This window comes from Arthrobacter sp. 10L424 (genome assembly GCF_056395325.1).
Genome location: NZ_JBFTJH010000005.1, coordinates 76535 through 98459, shown reverse-complemented (window position 1 = coordinate 98459; position 21925 = coordinate 76535). Strand labels below are relative to the sequence as shown.

The window sequence follows — 21925 nt, the reverse complement described above, 5'->3', positions numbered from 1 at the left end:
CGGGAAAGCACTGGGCGCGGTTCTTGTCACTCCGATGACCGAGTCAGGGCTCGACGAGCATCAGGATTGTTTCCGGACGGACGCCGTCGAATTTCATCGCTTCGGCCGCCTCCGCGGACTGCATGATCCGTTGGAAGGTTTCCATGTCGGGGACTTGGGCGATCAGGCCCACACGGTTGCTCTTCGCCGGGTCGATGAACGTTCGGACCGTGATGCCCAGCGGCCCGAATACCTCTTCCCGCTTTGGTGAGCTGAGCCAGCGCTCAACGTCGTCGACTTCGTGGAAAATCATCAGTGTTGGCATCATTTCCTCAGCTTTCTGGGGTGGGGCCAGGAGCCGGGCTGGTCAAGGGGCCGCGTCGGGACATCCTGATTACGCTGAACGTACCACGGCTCCGAATGCGGCGGTAGCGGGGAAAACTGGCAGTTCGGCCCCGCCAAGGGGGCCAGCCGGGAAGACAGGCAAGGCGCCGGTTGGCGGCAGTCGAGTGAAGGACGACGGCCACGACGACGGCCGGGGCCAACTCGTTCAGAGCCCGTCCCGGATGTCCCCAAGGGTCAGGGCCGGCGGGGAACTTCCGTCGATGTCCAGTACGCCGAACTCCTTCGCAACCGCGGCGGCGACGAGCACCTGGCCGGTCCGCGCCATCCGGTTCGGATCGTGGAATAGCGCGCTGATCACGCGTCCGATGAACTCGGGGCTCTCGCTGGTCGAGAGATCAAACGCGCCACTCTCCGCCGCCGCCAGGACCGCCTCGGTTCGCACCAGGCCGGGGTAGAGCGAGATGACCGGAATGTCGAACGGTTTCAGCTCGACGGCCGTATCGGACGTCATCTTGTCCGTCGCCGCCTTGGCGATGCCGTAGATCGTGTTGCCGAGGTGATGCTGCGCGGCCCAGAAGCTGATGTTGACGATCAGCCCGCTGTGCTGCGGCGTCATCAGCCGCGCCGCGTGCGCTGAACAAACAAATGCCGCGCGGACGCCGGCGTCGATCATGCCCGTCCAGCGGTGCATCGGCTGCTCCCAAAACGGCGCAGGCCACGTGAACGCGCCGCCTTCGACCATCTTCTCGTATCCGCCCCAGGCGCAATTGACGAGGAGATCCAGGCGCCCCTGCTCGGACCGGAGCACTTCATACACGTGCGCCGTCTCTTCGTCTTTGAGATGGTCGCAGCGCAGGCGCCGGATCTCCCGCGGCAGATCCGCCTGGTCGATCGAGCGGCCCGTGCCGTACACCTCAAACCCCGCGGCCAGGAGACCCAGGGCGATGCCCCGGCCTACCCCTCGGCTCGCGCCGGTCACGAGTGCAACGTTTCCCGCTGGCACCTCGTCGCGTCCGCTCACGTGGTTCATGCCCGGGCGCTGCGCTTCCAGCGGACCCGGAGGGCTCCGGCAATTGGACCGGCAATAGGGCCGGCGGTGACGTCGACGGTTACAGTGTGCACGGTGACCTTCCCGGTGCTGGAAGAGACGTTTTGAGTCATCCCAGCAGGTCGTCCTCATAACACCAGCGCCAGTCTTCGCCCGGCTCGATGCTCCGCATGACAGGGTGCCCGGACGCTTCGAAGTGCCTCGAGGCGTGGCTTCCGGGTGAGGAATCACAGCACCCCACCTTGCCGCATGCCAGGCACATCCGCAGGTGCACCGTCGTCGTGCCTTCCTTCCGGCAGTTCGTGCAGAAGGGGTCCCCGGGTACCTCCGGAGACCGGGCCGATTCGAGGTGGGCACATACTCCGCCCGGCCTCGCGATCCCTTCCCCGCCGCCCTCGCCGGAGGTGTCCACCTCGTCCAACGCCATGTCCAGCATGGATTCTTCAACATCCAGCCGGTCCAGCACCTCGCTGAGGACCTCCTGCGCGTACTCGCCGCCGCGCCGCAGTTCCAGTACCTTGGCCCGTTCCGCATCCAGCATGGCCAGCCGCAGCCAGGCATAGCGCGCGCTGGGGGTCGCTGTTTCCGCCGAGGGGCGGCCGAGCCGTTCCCAGGCAGCCAGCCCGCGCTCCTGGGTGCGCCGTTTCAGCATGGCCACCACCTCTGGCGGATCGTTGTCCGTGCGCAGTTCCTGCAGGCGAGCAACTCCGGCGGCCGTGGCCAGCTGCATCAGCGAAGCCTGGTTCAGCGCGTCTTCGCGCTGGTCGGGGCCTTGGATATTCAGGAGGCGGACCAGTCCCGGGAGCGTGAACCCCTGCAGCGTCAGCGTGCCGCCCACCACCACAAGGGCGGCCAGAATCAGCACCGAACGATGCTCCAGATCTGCGGGCAGCACCAGCACCGCGGCCAGCGTGACCACTCCCCGCATGCCGGCCCAGGAGACAATCGCCGCGAACTGCCACGGCGGCGCCGGGTCATTCCGCCGCACGGCCGGAATCAGGCGGGGCAGGTACGTGGCCGGGAAAACCCACACCGGCCGGAGCACCAGCACCGCCAGCAGGATCACGGCGCAGCCGGCCCAAATCCGCCCGGCGCCCAGGGAGTCGTCCTGGACGCCCTCGATGATGGTCCGCACCTGCAGCCCGATCAGCAGGAATACGGCGTTTTCCAGCAGAAACTGCACAGTGTTCCAATTGCTGCGCTGGCTTAGCCGGGCGGCGCCGTTGGGCATGGAGGGCGCCTTGGTGCCCATCACCAGCCCGGTAACGACGACGGCGAGGACGCCGGACGCGTGAATCGCCTCCGCCGGAAGGTACGCGACGAGCGGGGCTATCAACGACGTCGACGTGTTGATGGCGACGTTCCGGGTCCGCTTGCGGAGCTCGGTCAGCACGTAGGCGGCCGCCATGCCCACCACCACCCCGCCCCCTGCCGCGAGCAGGAAGTCCGCGGCGATCCCCGTCAGGGACACCGACCCCGCGATGGCGGCGATGGCAGCACGAAGGCAGATCAGGGCGGTGGCGTCGTTGACCAGGGATTCACCCTCCAGGATGGTGACGATCCTGCGTGGCATCCTCACCTTCCTCGCGATGGCGGTGGCCGCCACAGCATCCGGTGGCGCCACGACCGCGCCGAGAGCGATAGCGGCAGCAAGAGGGATTTCCGGGAACAACCACCAGACCACAAAGCCCACTGCGAAGGTTCCGAAGATGACATAGCCCACCGAGAGCAGTCCGATGGCGCGGCGGTTGGAGCTGAAATCGAAGAGCGAGGTCCGCAGCGCCGCGGCGTACAGCAGCGGCGGCAGCAGTCCCACCAGGACGACTTCAGGGTTCAGCTCAATGTGCGGGACGAACGGAAGGAAGGAGCCCGCCACGCCGGCCACCACCAGCAGCAGCGGCACCGAAATGTTGAGCTTCCGGCCCAGCGCGCTACCGGCGCAGACCACCGCGACGAGAACCAGGAGTCCCAGCGCAATGTCCATTGGGACATTGTCTCAGCCGGAGGCAAAGGTGTCCGGGCCAGCCGGGCATTTTCTGCGGCCTGCGCCGCGCGAGGCGGGCAGAAGGCCGCCTTCCGGCCCTACCGGGAGGCCGCTGGACGTCCTATCGTGGTCCTGAATCAGCCCGAGGAAAGGAACGACGATGTTCACCCTTCAGATTGGCTATCAGGTCCGGGACTACGAGGCGTGGAAGAAGGTCTTCGACAGCGATCCCGCAGGCCGCGCGGCCTCAGGCGCCCGGTCTGTCCGGGTGTTCCGGGATGCCGAGGACCAGAACAGCATCGCCGTGCTGCTGGACTTCGACACCAAGGACGCGGCGACCGTCTTTCTGGAACAGCTCCGCAGCAAGGTATGGGACAAACCGGAAGTGATAGGGCAACTGGTGTCGGCGTCGCCGACAGCCAGAGTCCTGGAGGAGGTGGCCCGCGAGGGCCAGGGCGCCGGCTGACCCAGTAGGGGAGCGGCGCCCAAGCGCAGACGGACGACGGCGGGAGGTCCCGCCGTCGTCCGCTCAACAGGTTCAGTCCTGGGCGCTGAGGTTCCAGTGGACGCGGATGGCCTCGGCAATGGGGACGGCGGTGACGTCGACCCGGAAAGCAACGGGTGCGGTTCCTGTCTCTTCGATGACAGAGTCACGGTATACGCGGCCGCAGGAGGGACACAGGGTGTGGAGATCCTCATCGGGAGGCCATTCCGCCAGCCCGGCGGGGACCGGGGTGGTGTCTCCGAGATGGACGGGGACGCCTTGTGAGTTCGCCTGGATCAACCCTTCCTTGCTGACGGTGTTGCCGCACACGCAAGTGATGGTGGTGACATCATGATCGATTACATCGGCGGTTTCAGAGTCCACGGTGACCTCCCCGGTGATGGAAGAGACGTTGTCCAATTAGCTTAAGCCTGCTGATCCGGGCGGAGGCCCAGGAATTAAAGCCCAGAAACTAAATCGGGCCGGCCGCGCCACCCGGGTCCCGGGTGGCGCGCAGGTGCTAGTCGGCGAGGATCTGGTACAGCGCGCGCCGGGTTTCATCGATTTTTTCCATCGCTGCCTTGCGTTGCTCCTCGGAGGCCGAGAAGCGGAACTGGTGGATCACGCCCATAAGCTTTCCCACGCTCTGATGAAACGCCGGGCCGGACCCCTGGGGGTCGGTGTTCCAGGCGTCCGCGAGCTCCTCTGCGTGGTCGGCGACGTAGGCCCTTCCCGCGTCGGTAAGGGAGAACTCGGTGCGCCGGCCGTCGCTCTCGGGCGCGATGAGTTCCTCGTCAACGAGCTGCTGCAGCGTCGGGTACACAGAGCCCGGGCTGGGACGCCAGGCGCCGGACGTCCTCTCGGCTATTGCCTTGATCAGGCCGTAGCCGTTGGACGGTGCTTCGGCCAGGAGGGAGAGGATGGCGGATCGAACATCGCCCCTGTTTGCCCGGCGTGAACCGCCCGGACCAAATCCGGGGCCGAATCCGGGACCGAACCCTGGCCCAAACCCGCGGCCCGGCCCGAAGCCGCCCCCCGGTCCGAAGCCGCCGTGTCCGTGGGGTCCGCGGCGCCCTCTGCCGCGGCCGAAGCGTCCCGCGGGGGAGCCGCTTTCCGGGAATTTGTCGTCATTTATGCCTTTCATAGCGGCATCGTCCTTCCTCTGGGAGTCATTCATTTTGTTGGTCACCGAACCTATCGGCGATAGTTAACGATATATCGGTAAGCATCGTTGAGCAAGAGTGTATCCAACGTGTTTGCGGTCAGGTCCGGGACTAATTCGGCGGACGGTGCAGTTATGCAGTCGGAACAGGAACCGGTTTTGCCGGCAACGCGCTTTGGGCGCCGACAGGGAATGGGACGACGTGACGACAACGCATGCTGACGGTGTGGGCTTCCGGTCCAAACGCGGACCGGTCCTCATCGCCCTGATGCTCTCCACGGGACTGGTGGCGATCGATGCCACGGTGGTGGCCACGGCGGTGCCTTCGATCGTGGACGACATCGGCGGTTTTACCTCGTTCCCGTGGCTGTTCTCCGCCTACCTGCTGGCGCAGGCCGTGTCGGTTCCTGTCTACGCGAAGCTCTCCGACACCATCGGCCGCAAGCCCATCATGCTCATCGGAATCGGCCTGTTCCTGCTCGGCTCCATCCTCTGCGGAGTCGCCTGGAGCATGCCCGCGCTCATCGCATTCCGCGTGGTGCAGGGCCTGGGCGCCGGAGCAGTCCAGCCGATGGCCATCACCATCGCCGGCGACATCTATACGCTGGCAGAGCGGTCAAAAGTGCAGGGCTACCTTGCGAGCGTATGGGCCGTCTCCTCGGTCGTCGGTCCAACGCTCGGGGGAGTGTTTGCCTCACTCGGCATCTGGCGTGGCATCTTCCTCGTGAACATCCCGCTGTGCCTGGTGGCCGGGTGGATGCTGGTCCGGTCGTTCCACGAGAACATCGAGCGTGTGAAGCACCTGGTCGACTATCTGGGGGCGGGGCTGCTCACGGTCTCCCTGACTTTGCTCATCCTCGGGGCCCTTGAGGGCGGCCAGGCGTGGGCGTGGAACTCTGCCGCCAGCTACGGAGTGTTTGCCGCCGGTGCGGTATTGTTCGCCGCGTTCATCTTCGTCGAGCGGAGGGCCGCGGAACCGGTCCTGCCGCCGTGGGTTGCGTCCCGCCGGCTGCTGGCGACGACGGCGATGGTGTCCTTCGGCGTCGGAGCCGTCATGCTCGGCCTCACTTCCTACGTTCCCACGTTCCTCGAGGGTGCACTCTCCACCTCCCCGATCCTCGCCGGGCTCGCCCTGGCCGCGCTCACTATCGGCTGGCCGATCAGTGCATCCCAGTCGGGGCGTCTGTACCTTCGAATCGGGTTCCGCAGGACCGCCCTGATCGGCGTCACGGTCACCGTCATCGGCACGGCGGTCCTTGCGTTCACCGCCTTTTCGCCGAACATAGCGATGGTCGCGGCCAGCTGCTTCATCGTCGGGCTGGGACTGGGGCTCGTGGCGACCCCGACCCTCATTGCCGCCCAGTCGAGCGTCGAATGGAACGAGCGCGGCGTGGTCACCGGCACCAACCTTTTCGCCCGATCGATCGGCAGCGCAATCGGCGTCGCCGTCTTCGGGGCAATAGCGAACGCCGTCTACGCCGGCACGCCAGACGGCGGCACGGATCCCCACACGATCGTGGCGGCCTCCGCCGCCGTGTTCCTGGCCGTCATGATCGGTGCCGTCCTCACGGTCGTCGCCGTGATCGCGATGCCCGCCACAAAAAGCGTCCAACAGGCCCACGCCGCCGCGCGGTCGTAGTTACCAAAATCCCGCCAGGGCCGGGCGAAAAAAGTGTCGGCACGCAGCTTCTTGCGTGCCAGAATCCTCACATGGCCAAGGAACGCAGTGAACTGAAGAGCATCGGTTACGAGATCTTCATCGGTATCCTTTCGATTTTGTCGATCGTCAATCTGGGGCTCCTGTATGCCGCGCAGGAGAAGTCGATCGATACAGTGCTGACGGCGATGAACGCCCTCTTCAGCGTGATCTTCGTCGTCGACTTCCTCTACCGGATTGTCACCGCGCCATCGGCGGGCGCCTATTTCTTCAGGCACTTTGGCTGGGCCGATCTGTTGGCAAGCGTGCCGTTGGCGCAGTTCAAGATCCTGCGTGTCTTCCGGCTGATCCGCGTGTACCGGCTGCTCCGCGATGTCGGCCCCCGCACCGTCCGCCGTGCATTGATCAAAGATCGGGCCGGCAGCTCTCTGTACACACTGCTGATCATGGGCATTCTCGTGCTGGAATTCGGAAGCCTCACGATGCTCACCGTCGAGGAGGGCGCCCCGGGGGCCAACATCACGACCGCCTCGGACGCCATCTGGTTCACGATCGTCACGATCTCGACGGTCGGATACGGTGACCAATATCCGGTCACCGATGCGGGCCGCATGATCGGCGCAGGCATCATCATTGTCGGTGTCGGTATTTTCGGCACCTTCACCGGCTACCTGGCCAACTTCTTCCTGTCTCCCAAGAAGAAGGAATCCGCACCGCCCGTCCTTGCGACGGACACGAGCGCCACAACGGTCGAAAGGCTTCGACTGAGCCTCGAAGAGTCCGAAGCAAAGCTCGCCGAGATCAGAAAGCTGCTTGCCGGGCCGGCCCAGTGAAGGACTGTCACATGACGCCGGTGGGTACCAGCAGGGCCCAGGCCAGGGCCGGGGCCACCAGCACCACTCCTCCGGCGTAAATCATCAGCTGGCGGTAGACGCGGTGCCGGTCGTTCGCCCGGGCGTTGGCGACAACTAGCGCGCCGTCGGTGGAGAACGGGGAGACATCCACGACGGTGGCGGCGATGGCCAGTGCCGCCACCGTTCCGGAGGCGCTCAACGTACTCGTGGCCAGCAGCGGACCGGCCAGCGGGATGAACGCGGTGAGCAACGCCGTGGAGGAGGCGAAGGCTGAGCCGACGCCGATCACGTAACAGAGGACCAGCGCCACCAGCAGCGGCGCCCCCAGCGCCAGTGCCATCTCGGCGAGGGTGTCGATGACGCCCACGTGCTGGAGCAGCGAGACGTAGGTGATCATGCCCGCCACCAGCAGGACCGTGGACCAGGAGACGCCGCCGATGAATGTTTGATGTTCCTTGATGTTGACCAGCGCCAGCAGGAGTCCGGCCGAGAGGGCCACAAAGCCGATCGGCATATGGAAGCCCAGGGTGCACACGAGCATCACGGCGATCAGTACGAGCGTGAGGATCTGCTGGCCGTGGGGACGGCCGGTCCGGGTGTCGAGATCGGCCTGCTGGCCGCCTTCGCCGTCGCGCAGCTTGCCCAGCAGGACGAACAGGACGATGGTCAGCACGGAGAGAATGAGATTGATGGCGAAACTGGCCAGGAAGAGTGAGCCCTGGGAGATGGGAAAGCCGTTCGCAAGCGCGACGTCGTGCACCAGCACGCCGGCCACGGACAACGGTGAAAAGCCGCCGGCGTGCGCCCCGTTGATGATGAAAGCCCCCATCAATACCGGATGGATACGGGACTCGTAGGCGAAGGCGATGGCCGCCGGTGCCAGCAGCGCGACGGCGGCGGGGGAAAAGGTGCCCAGTGCCGTCAGTGCGGCTGCGAGCAGGAAGAACACCCAGGGCAGCAGCAGGGTCTTGCCCCTGACGAGGCGCACGCAGTTCTGGACGATGATGTCGATGGTGCCGTTCCGCTGGGCCATGCTGAAGAAATAGGTGACCCCGATGATCGTCAGGACGATGCTGGCGGGGAAGTCCTTAAGGATCTCCTTGTCGGTCATACCGAGCAGGAAGTAGCCGACGCCGAAGGATGCGACCAGCCCCATGACCCCGATGTTGAGTGGCCACCTCGTGGCGACGACAAACATCACGACAAGAATGACGAGCGGGATGATCTGGATGGCGGTCATGGTCTGCTCCGGTTGCGTGGTGGCCGCCGGGGTAAAGATGTCACCGCCCAGCAGAAGGGCGGCCAGACCCAGGAACACGAATCCGGCCACCGCCAAGATTAGAGTACGGCGGCGACGGGGAGGACGTTTGGGACCGTCGTCCGGGGTCTCGCCCGCCGGGGCAGGGGTGCGGTGCGCAGTCTCAGTCATGGGGGTCTCCTCAGGAGTAGCACTTGCGAGGGAGGCCGTGGCGGCGCTGCCGGAGGCCTCGGGGAGGTGGCGGTGAAACAGCGGGGCGGCCGTCGTTGCGATGAGTCGGCGATCCGGGTGATCGCCTTGGCCGCCCCGCTGTAGTCTGCGGAATTCAGCCGATGTAGCCGAAGATCCGGTTCCAGGTTTCCTGGTCGTCTTTTCCGTGGCGGGCCAGGTCCTCGGGCATTCCACGGTGCGGGAGCCCGGTGTTCATGGCCGGGAGCTGGACATCCATCACCTTGGGAGCCGGGGCGGAGGAATCGGCCGGGTATTCGCCTATCTGGGAGAAGACGCTGGCTCCTCGTTTGCTGAGGTTCCAGTTCATGAACAGCTGGGCGGCGGCCGGGTGTTTGGCCGTGGGCGTCATGCCCAGGAAGTAGTCGTAGAGCGCGAATCCTTCCTTGGGGACCACGAACTTCACCGGCGCGTTGTTGTTTGCTGCGATGTTGACGCTGCTGACCACTGCCGTGGCTACCTGGATTTCACCGCGAGACAGGCTTTCCTGCTGCGCGCCGGAGGAATCGAAGATCCGTGGCTGCTGGGCCGCGTAGCCCTTGAGGTAGTCCTCGCCGAGGGCGTCGAGCTGGAAACGGACCAGGGATGCCGAGCTGCCGCCGGCGCCGACCTGCGTGGTGCCGATCTTCCCTTTCCATTTGGGGTCCAGGAGGTCCTGCCAGGACTTCGGGGCGTCCGCCTCGCTGACCAGGGCCGTGTTGTAGGCGAACGTGAACGCCGGGTCGAAGACGCGGTAGAACTTCCCGCCGTCGTACTTCACCGTGTCATCCAGCTGGTCGAAGTTGGGGACCTTGTGCGGCGCGAAGGTGCCGGCCTTGTTCATGGCTGATACCGAGGAGAACTCGGAGGTGCGGATGACGTCGGCCCCCAGCTTGTTGGCGCCCTGTTCGCTGAGCACGCGCTCCAGCAGTCGGTTGGGTACCAGCCGGACCAGGTTTACCTTGATGCCGGTGTCCTGGGTGAAGGCCTTGATGACTTCCTTCTCGCTGTTTTCCACGTAGCCGCTGTAGAGGCTGATGGACCCTTCGGCCTTGGCCTTGGCGAACAGCTCGCTGTCAGCCACGGTCTGCCCGTTGATCACGAGGTCGGAGGTGGCGGAGAGGGATTCGGCCTTGCTGACCAGCGTGACGGTCTTCGGGGCGCTGCAGGCGCCGGCGGTGACCGCCAGCACGGCGGCGGCCAGCACCGACGTCGTTGTCTTGAGGATGTTTTTCATCGTGCTTCTCCGTTGGTTGCGCGGGCGCCGAAGGCTTTCGCGATGACGACCAGGGCCAGGATGACCAGGATGTAGAGCAGGCTCGTCGAGGCTGCGGAGCGCAGCGCCCCGTTGTCGTAGTTGTCAAAGACCACAATCGCCAGGAGCCGGGTGTTGGAGGTGAACAGGAACAACGCGGCGGAGAGTTCCCGCATCGCCAGCATCAGCAGCAGCAGGACCGTGGACATCACGCCTGTCTTCATCAGCGGCAGGGTCACATAGGACACCGCGCGCGCCCTCGTGGAGCCCAGAAGCACTGCGCTGTCCTCGAGGTCCTTGTCCACCTGCAGGATGCTGGCGGACATGCCCCGGTACCCCTGGGGCAGGTAGATCGCGATGAAGGCGATGATCAGCACCACGATGGTTCCGTACACGGGCAGCGGCAGTACCAGCCAGGTCCAGAGCAGGCCCAGGCCCATAACGATCGCCGGAATGGCGAGCGGGAGCATGGCGACGAACTCCAGGCTCTTCCGGCCCGGGGTCTTGGTCCGGTACACGAGGTAGCTGAGGTAGAACGCCAGCCCGGCACCCAGGATTGCGACGCAGACGGCGACCATCACGCTGTTCCGTGCCGCGTCGAGGAAGGTGGACGACTGCAGCGTCTGGAAGAGCGACCAGAAGGAGAGTGCATCTTCGCCGAATAGCTGGCCCAGGTTGGAGACGTAGGGCGAGGACTGCAGCGAGGCCAGCAGCAGGGCTATCACCGGCAGCACGATTGCCAGGGCGAAGTACGCCAGGGCGAAAGCCAGGCCCACGCCGCGGAGCTTGCCGATGTCCATCATGCGGGGCTTCATGCCCTTGCCGGACACGGTGGTGAAGTTCCTTTTCATCACCACGCGCTGCTGGATTGCGGTGACGGCTATCAGGACGACGGTCAGGACGACGGCGACCGCGGCGGCTTCGTTACCCCTGGCCGGTGCGGAGTTCATCAGGCGGTAGATGAAGGTGGGCAGTGTTTCAATCTGGCCGGGGGTGCCGATCATCTGGGCGACCGGGAAGTTTTCCATGGTCAGGGCAAAGATCAGCACGCCGGAGCCGAGAATCGCCGGTGTGACGAGAGGGAAGGTGACGGTTTTCAGGATCTTGCCGAGCGAGCCGCCGTGGACGCTGGCGGCCTCCTCCAGATCGGGGTTCATGAGGGTCATGGCGCCGTGGATCAGCAGGAACGCATAGGGGGCGTAGTACAAGGCCAGAACCAAGATCAGGCCGGGCATCGTGTAGACGTTGAAGAGGTTGCCCAGGCCGATGCCGCGGGTGAGCAGGTTCAGGTAGCCCGTGGCGGGTCCGGCCAGGAGGGACCAGGCCAGTGCCCCCACCAGGGAGGGCAGGAACATCGGCGCGATGCCGATGAAGTAGATGACGGCCTTGCCCCAGATGTTGGTCCTGGCCGCAAGGAAGGCCAGCGTTCCGCCGATAAACATGGCCAGCACTGAGGCGGATGTTGCCACCACCAGGGAGTTGGTCAGTGCGGTGACCGACTGGTGGGAGGAGAGGATCTTGAAGTTCTCCAGCGTCAGGCCGCTGAGTCCGATCGAACCCGGCCGGGGTGTGGAGCTGCTGAAGGCAGAGATCAGGATCAGGGCCATCGGCATGAGGATCAGGAGGGCCAGGAGGGCCAGCATCAGCCACGTGGGCATGGACTTCCTGAGCTGGTGGCCGAGCTGGCCGCCGGTTCTGCGTCGGGGCTGCGGGGCCGGTTTCTCACGGGGCGGTGTGCCCGGCTGCTGATCCGGCCGCTCGCGGAGGTCTGTGGTGGCGGCGGACATCAGGCCACCTCGGCGGGGAGGACCTGGATGTCGGAGGGGTTCGCCGTGACCCAGACCCTGTTGCCTTTTCCGGCGGGCGGGCCGTCGCGGCGGGAAACTAGGGCCTCGATGGCGGGGCCGCCGTCGAGCTCGATCAGGTAGCGCACGTTCGAACCCTGGTAGCTGGCCACGGCGACCTCGCCGGCCCAGTTGTTGGAGTCGGCCTCTGGCCGGTGTGCGGAGACGATGACGTCCTCCGGCCGGATGCACGCCTTGATGGCATCGCCGCCGAGGGTGTACTCGACCGTGGACAGTTCGAGCTTGTGCTCCGCCATCTTGTACGTTCCGGGGTGGCCGTTCTTGAGCACCGGGAAAATGTTGGTGACACCCAGGAAGTCCGCGATCGAGGCGCTCGCCGGGTTTTCGTAGATCTCGCCGGGACTTCCCACCTGCGCGAGCCTGCCGTTCTGCATGAGCGCGATCCGGTCCGCGAGGGCCAGGGCCTCACCCTGGTCGTGCGTGACGTAGACGCTGGTCAGGTTGAGCTTCTGCTGCAGTGCCCGGAGTTCGATCCGCAGGCGGTCCCGGAGCCTTGCGTCAAGGTTGGAGAGCGGCTCGTCGAGCAGCAGGACGCTGGGGCGCATCACCAGGCTGCGGGCCAGGGCAACCCGCTGCATCTGGCCGCCGGATAGGAGGCTGGCGCCGCGCTTCTGGAACCCGTCCAAACCCACCAGCTGGAGTGCCTCGTCGACGCGCTCCGTGACTTCCTTTTTGCCCAGTTTCTTCATTTGGAGCGGAAAGGCGACATTTTCGAAGATGGTGCGGTGCGGCCAGACGGCGTAGGACTGGAAGACCATTCCCACGTTGCGTTTGTGCGATGGGACGTTGATGTTTCGTTCGCTGTCGAACACCACCTGATCCCCGATGGTGATCCTGCCGCGGACGGGTGTCTCCAGCCCGGCGATGCAGCGCATGGTGCTGGTCTTGCCGCAGCCGGACTTGCCCAGCAGCACCAGGGAGTGCCCGTCCTCGATTTCGGCGTTGACGCCCTGGACGGCGTAGGTATCGCCGTATTTCAGGTCGATGTTCTCCAAAGTGACTTTCATGTCAGACTCCTTTGTCTTGGTCTTTTATGCGGTTAGGCGCTGGCCCGCACAGGGGCGGCGGCGCGGGTAAAGATGATGGATTCGCTGATGACGCGGGCGGCCCGCTCCAGGCCGATCCGGGCAGGCCGCCCGAAGGGATCCACGTTGGCGACGGTGCCGATGATGCCGGCGGCGGTGCCGATCCGGAGGTGGGCAACGGCGTCGGGAGCTGTCTGGATCGCCCCGCCGGGCAGGGCGGCGTGGACCACGGTGCCTGCCGTGAGGGCGGCGGTGGCGATCCCGACGGCAGACGTCAGCCCGATCGCAGGGTGCGGGGCGTGCATGGAGAGGGTCCGGATCGAGACGTCGTAGGCCGAGCCGCTGATGTGCTGGCCGCCGGTGGTGACGAAGTCCGTGGCGGGGCCAACCACGCCCACCTTGGGCACCGCGTGGTCAACCGGCGAGCCGGCGGCCCTGAGCCCCATGCGCACCGCGGCCGCGCTCCGGATGCGGGTGAGCAGGGGCACGAATTCCGAGAGTTCCGCCAGGCTTTCGGTTCCGGTCAGGCCCAGGCTGTCGGCCGCCACCAGGACCATCGGTGCGCCGGCGTCGATCATGGAGACCAGATAGTTCCGGCCGTCTACCGTCAGTTCCTCGCGGGCGTGCCGGGTGGGCAGTGCAGCGCCGGTGCTGCCGCCGGCGGGGTCGAGGAAGGCCAGGGTGACGGGCACTCCGGTGGCCAGGGTGCCGGGGACCTGCGCGTCGCCGAAGGCCGGCAGTTTCCCGTCCGGGGTGGCGACGTCGGCTTCGAGCCGGGTGCCGGTGTTCAGGTTGCGCATCCGGACGAGGGTGGTTCCCGGGGTGGGCTGCACAAAGCCGTGGCTCACCGCGTAGAGGGCGATGGCCGTTGCGCAGTTTCCGCAGTTGCTGCCCCATTCGACGCGGCCCTCGCCGATGCCGACCTGCGCGAAGAGGTAGTCAACGTCGACGTCGTCATCGGGGGCGGCCGAGACGACGGCCGCCTTGGAGGTGGTGGACGTGGCCCCGCCGACGCCGTCGATCTGGCGCGGGTCCGCCGCGTTGAAGGTGTCGATCAGGAGGGCCTCGATCTGGTCCCTCGACGCCGGAAGGTCCTGGCCGTCGAACAGCCAGCATTTGCTGGTTCCGCCCCTGACCAGGGTTGCTGGGATTCTCAATGGATTCTCGATTCGAAAGTAGTTGGTGTCCGGGCCGCCACGGCGCCTGTGTGGCCTCGGTCATATCTACTTTCGGGGCTGCCAGTGTTGAGCACAATGTTCGTTTTCTTTGACTGCCTTAACTTCAACTACACTCTTTGGTATGGAGCTTGATGTTCGCCGCCTCTTCCTGCTGGCTGAAATAGCCGAGTACGGGTCCCTGACCGCGGCCGCCGAAGCGATGATGTACACGACGTCCGCGGTCTCCCAGCAAATGCGCCGGCTCGAGGCCGAGGCTGGGCAGACCCTGTTCGAGCGGCACGCCAGGGGAGTGGTCCTCACCGACGCGGGGGCAGCCCTGGTGGCCAGGGCGCGATCCATCCGGCGTGAGCTGGCCGGCGCCGAGTCTGATCTCGAGGCGCTGAGCGGGCTGCGGGCAGGCAGCCTGCGGATCGGGTCATTCCCCACGGCCTCCGCCTCCATTCTTCCGCTGGTCCTGACCCAGTTCGCGAGGGAGCACCCGGCCGTTTCCGTGTCCGTCAAGAGCGCGCTGCGGGACCCCCTCCGCGAACTGCTCCTCATGCGGGAGGTGGAGCTGGCCCTCCTTTGGGAATACGACTGGAGCCCGTTCACGGACGAGGAAATCGACACCGAAAAGCTCGTGGACGATCCCACCGTCCTGGTGGTGGCGGGGACCAGTGACGTGGGGCGGAGCGGGCCGGTGGATCTCAGCTCACTCGCCGCGGCGCGCTGGATCATCCGGGCCGACGGGCACCCCGTGGCGGATGTGCTGACCAGAAGCTGCCACGCGGCAGGGTTCGCGCCCGACATCTCCTATGACGCCCACGACTATCAGGAAGCACAGGCAATGGTCGCGGCAGGACTCGGTGTCGCCCTGGCCCCCCGGCTGTCGCTGACAAACCTGCGCGACGACGTCCGGCTGGTCCCGCTCGATCCGCGGATTCCCGTGCCGGTCCGCCGGATCCTGCTCGGACAGCTCAAGGGAAGGAAGCCGACGCCGGCCATGCTCGGCTTCCAGGAAACGCTGCGGGGCGCCGCCAGGGCGATGCCCCAGACCTTCGGCCGGCCGGGCCAGCTCGGCTCGGTCAACATCTGACCTGGCGCTATTGGCCTTCCCGCGCGGTGGAGGACGAACTCCGCATGATCAGGCCGGCGGAGGAAGAGCCCGGCATATGAGGCTGGGTCCGCCGGCCGGACTCATTCAGGTGACTGGCGTTTGATGGAAGCTGAAATTCGTTCCTCCATCGCCCGGACCCCGCCCACCGCCGCTGGACCCATCTGCTGCCTTGCGCGGTTCACCGCGTCGCGGACTTCGCGGCGCACCACGCGTTCATTCTGGCTCGACGACTTTTCCCTGGTTTCTCTTGCTAGATCGAGCAGAGCCTGCGGGGCGTAGTGATTGACGCTCATGTCCGTGAGCAGGGGCAACTGCACTCTCAGGTCCTGTTCGATGGCCGTGCGAAGGGGGCCCAAGCGCAGCAATTGCGTGAGGAAATCCGGACTCAGGACGGGCGAAGGAGGCGCAAGAGGGCCAAGGCGCTCCCGGAGGTGGTCCTTCATTTTCATTGCTGTTCCATCGAACGTCAGCCACCATGCCAGATAGCCCATGGGGGATGGGCCAATGGTCCGCCGGTACTCGATGACGCCGACAGAGTTTTCGACGTCGTGGGCAACCAGCCGGGACCGCGTTCCCGGGTCGGCTCCGTAGTCACCCCGTTGGCGCCGTCTCTCGTGGGTCTGATTCCACAGTTCCTGAACCGCGCCCCGGAGTTCGATCGATGCGGCGTCGGAGTACTCCAGGAGATTCCGGGTCTGGATGGAGAATTCGGCTGCGAGGTAGTCGCTGACGTCCTGCAACGGCTGTTCGCGTCCACAGATATCCCGTTGCCAGTCCAGGAATTCATTCTCCGGTCGGCCCGAGAGCACGAAGGCCGAGTAGAGGAAAGGGACTCTCCCGGCCCAAGTCGACGTTCTGTTGTGACCGTAAGCGACGGCCAGGTTTAGGTGCCTCTCAACTTCTTCTACGACCCCTTCCGTTACGAACAGCAGCAACCCGGCGTCGACGGCTGCCCGTATCAGGATCGTGAAGTGGCGCTCTTCAGGATCATCTATCAGGCTCTCCCCGATAAGCGGCAGGATCGCGGTGGTGTCCATCCAGATGTCGCCTTCACTGAAGACGTTGAGCATGACCTTCTGGACGTCCGGGGTTTGTTTCAGGAACGCGAAAAGCGTGTATGCGTCAGCGAGCCGCCGAAGATGGGACTGTGTTTGAGGCGAAGGCTGTTCCAGGACATGCGCTATGGCAGCGGCCGCGGCATCAGAACCGAGCCCATTGATGCCTCCATCCGCCGTGATCTTGTCCGCGATGGCGACAGGGCTGAGCTGGAACGGCTCTCCTGTTTCCACGGCTTCGGCAAAAGACTCACCCCGTTCCAGGAGTGTTTCGTCCAACGCCGTCCGCAGCTCCCGGGAAATCTCCGTCAACTGCGCCTCGCTCAGTTCCTGAGGTACTTCGAGGGCTCGTACCGCCACAACGAGCTCTGCATCCAGAGCAGCTTCGTCAAGAAGGAACTTGGCCGTCTGATCATTGATCCTCTTAGCCTCCTCAAAACTGAGGTGGTAGGTATCCTCAGGCCCGGAAGCTGATTTGTGCTGTTTAACCGGCCCCTTCCGGGACAGGCGGTTCAACGCGCTCAGGGTCAGGGCATCGATTTGCCCTCGCTTTCCCACGGGCATACGAAGGGCGACGCCGTCCTGGATTTCGCTCAGGCTGAGCCTATTGTCCCTGCTCGAATCGTGAAGCGCCGCCAACACTAACGAATCGAAGCAGCTCTTGGTAAGACTCTCATCGGTCGCCTGATCTTCGTCGTCGAGTGCCAAGTGCAGCACGGCGACCTTACTTTCGTCCGCTGACAAGGTCGATATTCTGTCGATGACCCCACGTTTGGACAGGAGCGGATCAACAAATCTCTTAGCCAGCTCTTCACTTGCCACTCGCCGTTGGGGATAGGACACCTCACGGTCCACAAACCACGACCGGTCCCGGATATCTACGGTAATGTTCCGGTCACGTCGCGACTCTTCCCTGAGTTCATCGGCGGCCGGACCAATCACCTGGTTGGTCAGGTAGATCATGGTGCTGACCGAAGGGAAATTCTTCTTGAGGGTGCCCAGCGTGCTCGTAATCTTCGTCTTCCAACTCGGTGTGACCGAGTATTGAAATGCGACTTTTGGCACGCCGTCGATCGTGAATATTTCGGCGTCCCTGCCCTTGTCTCCGTTCGGCGCCGCCATCGTGCGCAGGGCTGGATATTCGACGGCTAAGAACTCCGACGCGAACTTCTCGAATATCTCCCAGTCTCCAGGGCGAATACGTTCCAATGCGAGGGACAATCGCGGGTTCGGCATGACCGCATCATAACCACCACAGTCCTTTCTTGAACATCGCTACGGGGCATTTTTAGTCGACTCGTGTTTGGAAAAGCGGCAGTCTGGTTTCAGTTCTGAGGCCCGCGCTGCCAGCTGTCGGTCAGTTCCAACAATCATTACTTATGCAAGGTCCTGCAAATCGATAATGAACGCCCTTCCGCACAGCTGGAACTTGGCGGATTTGGTGAAACTTCCGCGCCGAACCAGCCGCAGCCAGTCGCCGTTGACTTTCGTGTCTCCTGCGAGGACGATGACGAGTTAAGTCGATGATTGGGGGGATAAATCAGAGTCTGACCTGCCGAAAATATGCATGTGTGCCGATTATTCCCGCGCTGAATCTTGATGCTGCAGGGGGAGTCGCCAATCGTGAAGCTGATGCTTCCTGATCTTTTTAATAAACTCCGAAGCTTGGGGATCAACGGAGAGAAAATGACCAAGATTTCTTTTAAGCCGGGTGCAGGCGCGCCCGATGTATTTACAACTGCGTCGGTGAAATCCCGCAGGGGAGATCCAACCCGTGCGATGATGCACGGTCGAAAAGCACCAATAAAAGCCATAGGCAAAACAACAGCTGTCGTGGTTTCAACGACAGCGAACCCTGGGCTGGGCGTCATTGCTTTCAGACCGTCGAGTATATGGGACGCGGCCAAAGACCTCGCCGGTCGCGCTTGGGACGAAATTAACGAATTTCTGACTGATGAGGGCGGTGGCGGCGGTGCTTGCACGATAGTGGGCCCGGACCAGGCCGAAATCGTCACAGTGGCCCCGGCGCCGGCACTGTTCAGACCGAGATTCTAAACAATCCGCTGCGGTTGCGTTTGGACCCAGGGAAAGGGACCAAGTGCAGGCCACTGGCGGCGGCCTGCACTTGGCCAAACGGGGACGACCAAGGCGCCAGCCTCGACGACGCCATCCTCGCCTCCCGCGGCAGCAGGTCGGCGCTGCAGGGACATGCCCTCCGGCCATACCGCCCGGGCAGGTTCTGCGGGCCGGTCGGGACGATCGGCCTTGACTGCCTGTCGGGCCCCGGGGCCATAATCGGGCGGGGCGCCAGAGCGGTGCCGCAGAGAAAAGCCGACGGATGGCGCCGCCGGGGCAGAGGAGTCCTCGAATGACCAAGTACCTGATCTCGTTCCCCGGTGAGGCCATGGTGTTCCCCGCGGAAGACCTCGCGGCGGTGGCCGCAGCCGCGCACGCCGTCATCGACGAGGCCAAGGCAGCAGGCGTGTACGTCTTCGGCGGCGGGATCGATGAGGACGTGGCCCCGGTGCTCGTGGCCGGTGACGGCACCGTCACCGAGGGCACGCACCCGGGCCACAAGGTGCCCAACGGCGGCTACACCGTTCTCGAGCTGCCCTCGCGGGAAGCTGCAGTTGAGTGGGCAGCGAAGATCGCCGTCGCCTGCCGCTGCGCGCAAGAGGTCAGGCAGTTTCAGTACGACCCGGCCAGCTGACCAGGGCAACCACAGCCATGGAGCCCATGGATTGCCTGGTCATCTACGTCCCCAGTAAAGCTGCACACGCTGTCCGGCAGGCCATAGGCGACGCCGGGGCGGGCAGGCTGGGCAACTACTCGCACTGCTCGTTCAGCGTCGAAGGCACCGGGCGCTTCACGCCGCTGCCGGGCGCGAACCCGACCATCGGCGCCATCGGTTCCCCCGAGGAAGTCCCGGAAACCCGGATCGAGGCCATTTACCCGCGCTCCCGGCGCGACGCCGTCGTCACCGCCGCACTGTCCGCGCACCCGTACGAGACACCGGCGTTCATGACCTTCCCTGTCGACGCCGGGGCATGACCGGTAGCCAGGAGAGCGACGGCGGGCAGAACGACCGCTCCGCCGCGGATCATCGGGGCTACGAGCCGTTCATACTCCCTGCGCATGAGGGACTGGGTCGCCGGCGTCTGGCTGGTCACGATCTTGCCGATCCCGCCCACGCCGCCTGCCGGTCCGGCCCACAGGTCGTCGGCGTCGATGCGGAACTCCCAGGTGAGGGTGGTTGCCTCGACGCCGGTCAAGCCCGCCCCGGCCAGCAGCTCCGCGAGCCCACGCTCCGTGCGGTCGAAATCCATCTCGGCCGACAAATGCTGAGGCGGCAGTGTCAGGGCGCCGCTGGCACTGACGACTTCTGCCCACAGGGCATTAATGGCTGATAGCGCCGACGGCCAGACGGTCACGCCAACAACCCCGCCGGGCGCGCAAACCCGCATGAGATCAGCGACCGCAGCCCGAGGATCGCCCACATGGTTCACGACGAAATTGGCGACCACAACGTCAAAGGTATCCGGCTCAAAAGGAAGGGTCGGGACGGCCCCAACGCACACCTCCGCGTCGGGTGCTCCTGAGCGGGCCAGCGAGAGCATCTCGGCGTCGGGGTCGACGGCAGTCACGCGCGCGCCACGGCCGGTCGCGAGGGCAGCGAGCGTTCCGGCGCCACATCCCACATCCGCCAGGTGTTTTCCTGCCAGCAGGCCTACGCCGTCTTCGACCGCGGCCAGCAGCGGTGCGATGGCTCCGGCGCACAAGTGCGCAAAGCTCTGGGCATACGCCGGGCCTGTGCCCGTCCAGTTGTTTGTGCCCCGTACATCTGAACTAGCAGGCATTAATCCATCCTTGCGTTGCTGTGTCGGATTGCCTTGGCAGTCCAAGGGTAGGTCCCGTGGAAGCCCCGAAGACTAGCGGCTGCTCACCTGACCAAACCGCTTCGCGATGGGTGCCAGCACCAGCGGGCGGGCGGCGTACCACCCGGCTGCCGTGACGGCGATGGCGGCCGCGAAGAGCCAGAACCCGGCCCAGTTCACTGCGTCGGTGCCGCCGTACATGTGGTTCAGGTTGCGCAGCGCACCGGTCGCGAACACCAGGAACACGTGGATCAGAATGAACAGCACGAAGAACAGCATGGTCGGGAAGTGAACCGCGCGCGCCGCCTCCACCGGGTAAACCTTGTTCAGCGTCTTCGCGTCCTTCGGCCAGAACTCGCTCATGCGCGCACCCGTGATCGCCGCGAGCGGGGCCGCGATGAACACCACGAGGAAGTACATGAGCTGCTGCAGGCTGTTGTAGTTCACCCAGCCGTTCTCCACCGGCCAGTCGAGGGTCATGTACTGCAGGAGCGCGGAGAGCGCATTCGGGAACACCTCCCAGCTGGTAGGCACAATCCGCATCCAGTGCCCCGAGGCGAACAGCAGGACCACAAAGATGAGACCGTTCACCAGCCACAAGACGTCGAGCGACTGGTGCAGCCACAGGTTGATGCTGATCTTCTTGCCGCCGCGCTTCGGCGTCCAGAACGCCGGCGGCTTCTGCTGCGTGCGCACCTGGTAGCCGGAGCGGATGATGAGCACCATCAGGAAGAGGTTCAGGAAGTGTGTCCACTGCGCCCACCACGGGAAGCCCGGCTCGGCGGCCTCGGGCAGGTGGTACTCGCCGGGGTACCGCTCGAGGAACTCCGGCACGCCCGGCAACGTGGTCACACCGCGGGCGGCGAGGACCAGGATCGCCGCGGCGGCCACGGCGCCGACGGCGAGGAGCACCACGCGCTTGATCCACTGGCCCAGGGTGCGCGAACCGTAAAGTTTGGCCTCGGCCTTCGGCCTCGCGGGCTTTTCCGCGGCGGCAGGCTGTGCCGCCGGTGCCGGGGCGGCAGGCTGTGCCGCCGGCGCTGGAGAGGCAGACTGTGCCGCCGGTGCCGGGGCGGTTACGACGGCGGCGGGTGCACTTGCGGGCGCCGGCGGCTCCGCCTCGGCAACCGTCTCCACGACGGCGGCAGCTGGGGCCTGTGTCTCGACGAGGGGTTCGGGAGGTGCCTGCCCGGCAGGGGCGGCGGCAGCCGCAGGAGCGACAGCGGCCACGGGAGCGAGTCCAGCCGGCGGCCACGGTTCACCACCGGGAACGCGGGGGAGCCCGCGACGCAGCGGCATGGTTCCCGTCGTCGGGGCGGCGGGTACGGTGGCGGGAGCAGCTAAAGGCGGTGGCGACGTCGTCACTTCCGGCACTACTTGCGCAGCAGCGTCAGCGGTCCGCGTCGGGGTCGGCGTGGCGTCAGCTGTCGTCGGCGTCGTGTCTGCGGCGGGGGACGCGGACAGGGCCGCCACTGCTGCCGGGGCCGCGCCCGCGGGCGGCCAGGGCTCGCCGCCTGGCACGCGTGGCAGGCCGCGGCGAAGCTGCCGCGCCCCCGCAGCGCCCGCGTTTACGGCAGCGACCGGTGCGGAGACCGCCG

At 65.4% G+C, this 21925-nt stretch carries 21 protein-coding genes; 7 read left to right on the top strand and 14 right to left on the bottom strand.

Translation table 11 applies throughout. The features are described 5' to 3' along the window. Nucleotides 1-43: 43 nt before the first annotated feature. The 4 genes from AC1DC5_RS11385 to AC1DC5_RS11370 all read right to left on the bottom strand — a co-directional run bounded on the left by AC1DC5_RS11385 (nucleotide 44) and on the right by AC1DC5_RS11370 (nucleotide 3356). Nucleotides 44-307 (bottom strand): hypothetical protein, encoded by a 264-nt coding sequence (locus AC1DC5_RS11385; RefSeq protein ID WP_476865177.1) that lies wholly within the window; start codon nucleotides 305-307, stop codon nucleotides 44-46. Nucleotides 308-529: 222 nt separating this feature from the next. Next, a complete protein-coding gene (locus AC1DC5_RS11380) occupies nucleotides 530-1354 on the bottom strand; it encodes an SDR family NAD(P)-dependent oxidoreductase (RefSeq protein WP_476865176.1) in 825 nt (274 codons plus the stop codon). Continuing rightward, a complete protein-coding gene (locus tag AC1DC5_RS11375) occupies nucleotides 1351-1485 on the bottom strand; it encodes a hypothetical protein (RefSeq protein WP_441405901.1) in 135 nt (44 codons plus the stop codon). Before AC1DC5_RS11375 ends, AC1DC5_RS11380 begins: the two co-directional genes overlap by 4 nt. Further along, nucleotides 1482-3356 carry a Na+/H+ antiporter gene (locus tag AC1DC5_RS11370; RefSeq protein ID WP_476865175.1) on the bottom strand — a complete coding sequence of 625 codons (1875 nt, stop codon included), beginning with the start codon at nucleotides 3354-3356 and terminating at the stop codon, nucleotides 1482-1484. The genes AC1DC5_RS11375 and AC1DC5_RS11370 overlap by 4 nt, the downstream gene beginning before the upstream one ends. A gap of 160 nt (nucleotides 3357-3516) precedes the next feature. Here AC1DC5_RS11370 and AC1DC5_RS11365 point away from each other — a divergent pair, with 160 nt between their 5' ends. Beyond that, on the top strand, nucleotides 3517-3822 hold the full coding sequence (locus tag AC1DC5_RS11365) for a hypothetical protein (protein ID WP_441405903.1): 306 nt from the start codon (nucleotides 3517-3519) through the stop codon (nucleotides 3820-3822). A gap of 72 nt (nucleotides 3823-3894) precedes the next feature. Here the strand turns inward: AC1DC5_RS11365 and AC1DC5_RS11360 are convergent, their stop codons facing one another. Beyond that, nucleotides 3895-4260, bottom strand: coding sequence for a hypothetical protein (locus AC1DC5_RS11360; protein WP_441405904.1), 366 nt, complete (start codon nucleotides 4258-4260; stop codon nucleotides 3895-3897). Nucleotides 4261-4360: 100 nt separating this feature from the next. Continuing rightward, nucleotides 4361-4984, bottom strand: coding sequence for a PadR family transcriptional regulator (locus AC1DC5_RS11355; RefSeq protein ID WP_476865174.1), 624 nt, complete (start codon nucleotides 4982-4984; stop codon nucleotides 4361-4363). 220 nt (nucleotides 4985-5204) lie between these two features. On the opposite strand from AC1DC5_RS11355, the gene AC1DC5_RS11350 reads away from it, so the two are divergent. Continuing rightward, the gene (locus tag AC1DC5_RS11350; protein WP_476865173.1) at nucleotides 5205-6641 is read left to right on the top strand and encodes an MFS transporter; all 1437 of its coding nucleotides are present in this window, start codon (nucleotides 5205-5207) and stop codon (nucleotides 6639-6641) included. Between the two features lie 71 nt (nucleotides 6642-6712). Next, on the top strand, nucleotides 6713-7492 hold the full coding sequence (locus tag AC1DC5_RS11345; RefSeq protein WP_476865172.1) for an ion transporter: 780 nt from the start codon (nucleotides 6713-6715) through the stop codon (nucleotides 7490-7492). Nucleotides 7493-7499: 7 nt separating this feature from the next. On the opposite strand, the gene AC1DC5_RS11340 is transcribed toward AC1DC5_RS11345, so the two are convergent. From AC1DC5_RS11340 to AC1DC5_RS11320, 5 genes are all read right to left on the bottom strand, one after another. Beyond that, nucleotides 7500-8942 carry an SLC13 family permease gene (locus AC1DC5_RS11340; RefSeq protein WP_476865171.1) on the bottom strand — a complete coding sequence of 481 codons (1443 nt, stop codon included), beginning with the start codon at nucleotides 8940-8942 and terminating at the stop codon, nucleotides 7500-7502. 154 nt (nucleotides 8943-9096) lie between these two features. Beyond that, a complete protein-coding gene (locus tag AC1DC5_RS11335) occupies nucleotides 9097-10215 on the bottom strand; it encodes an ABC transporter substrate-binding protein (protein ID WP_441405909.1) in 1119 nt (372 codons plus the stop codon). Then, nucleotides 10212-12020: an ABC transporter permease gene (locus AC1DC5_RS11330; protein ID WP_441405910.1), complete on the bottom strand. Its 1809-nt coding sequence runs from the start codon at nucleotides 12018-12020 to the stop codon at nucleotides 10212-10214. The genes AC1DC5_RS11335 and AC1DC5_RS11330 overlap by 4 nt, the downstream gene beginning before the upstream one ends. Beyond that, nucleotides 12020-13105 (bottom strand): ABC transporter ATP-binding protein, encoded by a 1086-nt coding sequence (locus AC1DC5_RS11325; protein WP_441405911.1) that lies wholly within the window; start codon nucleotides 13103-13105, stop codon nucleotides 12020-12022. The genes AC1DC5_RS11330 and AC1DC5_RS11325 overlap by 1 nt, the downstream gene beginning before the upstream one ends. 32 nt (nucleotides 13106-13137) lie before the next feature. Continuing rightward, nucleotides 13138-14280, bottom strand: coding sequence for a PrpF domain-containing protein (locus tag AC1DC5_RS11320; protein ID WP_441405912.1), 1143 nt, complete (start codon nucleotides 14278-14280; stop codon nucleotides 13138-13140). A 142-nt stretch (nucleotides 14281-14422) separates the two neighbouring features. Between AC1DC5_RS11320 and AC1DC5_RS11315 the strand changes: the two genes are divergently transcribed. Continuing rightward, on the top strand, nucleotides 14423-15376 hold the full coding sequence (locus AC1DC5_RS11315; protein ID WP_441405913.1) for a LysR family transcriptional regulator: 954 nt from the start codon (nucleotides 14423-14425) through the stop codon (nucleotides 15374-15376). 101 nt (nucleotides 15377-15477) lie between these two features. On the opposite strand, the gene AC1DC5_RS11310 is transcribed toward AC1DC5_RS11315, so the two are convergent. Further along, nucleotides 15478-17688, bottom strand: a complete 2211-nt coding sequence (locus tag AC1DC5_RS11310) for a hypothetical protein (protein ID WP_476865170.1) — start codon at nucleotides 17686-17688, stop codon at nucleotides 15478-15480. 387 nt (nucleotides 17689-18075) lie between these two features. On the opposite strand from AC1DC5_RS11310, the gene AC1DC5_RS11305 reads away from it, so the two are divergent. From AC1DC5_RS11305 to AC1DC5_RS11295, 3 genes are all read left to right on the top strand, one after another. Beyond that, nucleotides 18076-18507, top strand: a complete 432-nt coding sequence (locus tag AC1DC5_RS11305; RefSeq protein ID WP_476865169.1) for a hypothetical protein — start codon at nucleotides 18076-18078, stop codon at nucleotides 18505-18507. Between the two features lie 313 nt (nucleotides 18508-18820). Further along, nucleotides 18821-19162 carry a YciI family protein gene (locus AC1DC5_RS11300; RefSeq protein WP_476865168.1) on the top strand — a complete coding sequence of 114 codons (342 nt, stop codon included), beginning with the start codon at nucleotides 18821-18823 and terminating at the stop codon, nucleotides 19160-19162. A gap of 17 nt (nucleotides 19163-19179) precedes the next feature. Next, on the top strand, nucleotides 19180-19503 hold the full coding sequence (locus AC1DC5_RS11295) for a hypothetical protein (RefSeq protein ID WP_476865167.1): 324 nt from the start codon (nucleotides 19180-19182) through the stop codon (nucleotides 19501-19503). Here AC1DC5_RS11295 and AC1DC5_RS11290 read toward each other — a convergent pair. Beyond that, nucleotides 19401-20309, bottom strand: a complete 909-nt coding sequence (locus AC1DC5_RS11290) for a class I SAM-dependent methyltransferase (protein ID WP_441405917.1) — start codon at nucleotides 20307-20309, stop codon at nucleotides 19401-19403. The genes AC1DC5_RS11295 and AC1DC5_RS11290 overlap by 103 nt on opposite strands. A 72-nt stretch (nucleotides 20310-20381) precedes the next feature. Next, nucleotides 20382-21557, bottom strand: a complete 1176-nt coding sequence (locus tag AC1DC5_RS11285) for a cytochrome b/b6 domain-containing protein (RefSeq protein WP_441405918.1) — start codon at nucleotides 21555-21557, stop codon at nucleotides 20382-20384. Nucleotides 21558-21925 lie beyond the last annotated feature (368 nt).

Excerpts from the sequence above, each read along its gene's own strand:
- AC1DC5_RS11385 (WP_476865177.1), bottom strand. The coding sequence starts at position 307 with ATGATGCCAACACTGATGATTTTCCACGAAGTCGACGACGTTGAGCGC.
- AC1DC5_RS11380 (WP_476865176.1), bottom strand. The coding sequence starts at position 1,354 with ATGAACCACGTGAGCGGACGCGACGAGGTGCCAGCGGGAAACGTTGCA.
- AC1DC5_RS11375 (WP_441405901.1), bottom strand. The coding sequence starts at position 1,485 with ATGACTCAAAACGTCTCTTCCAGCACCGGGAAGGTCACCGTGCACACT.
- AC1DC5_RS11370 (WP_476865175.1), bottom strand. The coding sequence starts at position 3,356 with ATGGACATTGCGCTGGGACTCCTGGTTCTCGTCGCGGTGGTCTGCGCC.
- AC1DC5_RS11365 (WP_441405903.1), top strand. The coding sequence starts at position 3,517 with ATGTTCACCCTTCAGATTGGCTATCAGGTCCGGGACTACGAGGCGTGG.
- AC1DC5_RS11355 (WP_476865174.1), bottom strand. The coding sequence starts at position 4,984 with ATGAAAGGCATAAATGACGACAAATTCCCGGAAAGCGGCTCCCCCGCG.
- AC1DC5_RS11345 (WP_476865172.1), top strand. The coding sequence starts at position 6,713 with ATGGCCAAGGAACGCAGTGAACTGAAGAGCATCGGTTACGAGATCTTC.
- AC1DC5_RS11340 (WP_476865171.1), bottom strand. The coding sequence starts at position 8,942 with ATGACTGAGACTGCGCACCGCACCCCTGCCCCGGCGGGCGAGACCCCG.
- AC1DC5_RS11335 (WP_441405909.1), bottom strand. The coding sequence starts at position 10,215 with ATGAAAAACATCCTCAAGACAACGACGTCGGTGCTGGCCGCCGCCGTG.
- AC1DC5_RS11330 (WP_441405910.1), bottom strand. The coding sequence starts at position 12,020 with ATGTCCGCCGCCACCACAGACCTCCGCGAGCGGCCGGATCAGCAGCCG.
- AC1DC5_RS11325 (WP_441405911.1), bottom strand. The coding sequence starts at position 13,105 with ATGAAAGTCACTTTGGAGAACATCGACCTGAAATACGGCGATACCTAC.
- AC1DC5_RS11315 (WP_441405913.1), top strand. The coding sequence starts at position 14,423 with ATGGAGCTTGATGTTCGCCGCCTCTTCCTGCTGGCTGAAATAGCCGAG.
- AC1DC5_RS11310 (WP_476865170.1), bottom strand. The coding sequence starts at position 17,688 with ATGCCGAACCCGCGATTGTCCCTCGCATTGGAACGTATTCGCCCTGGA.
- AC1DC5_RS11300 (WP_476865168.1), top strand. The coding sequence starts at position 18,821 with ATGACCAAGTACCTGATCTCGTTCCCCGGTGAGGCCATGGTGTTCCCC.
- AC1DC5_RS11295 (WP_476865167.1), top strand. The coding sequence starts at position 19,180 with ATGGAGCCCATGGATTGCCTGGTCATCTACGTCCCCAGTAAAGCTGCA.
- AC1DC5_RS11290 (WP_441405917.1), bottom strand. The coding sequence starts at position 20,309 with ATGCCTGCTAGTTCAGATGTACGGGGCACAAACAACTGGACGGGCACA.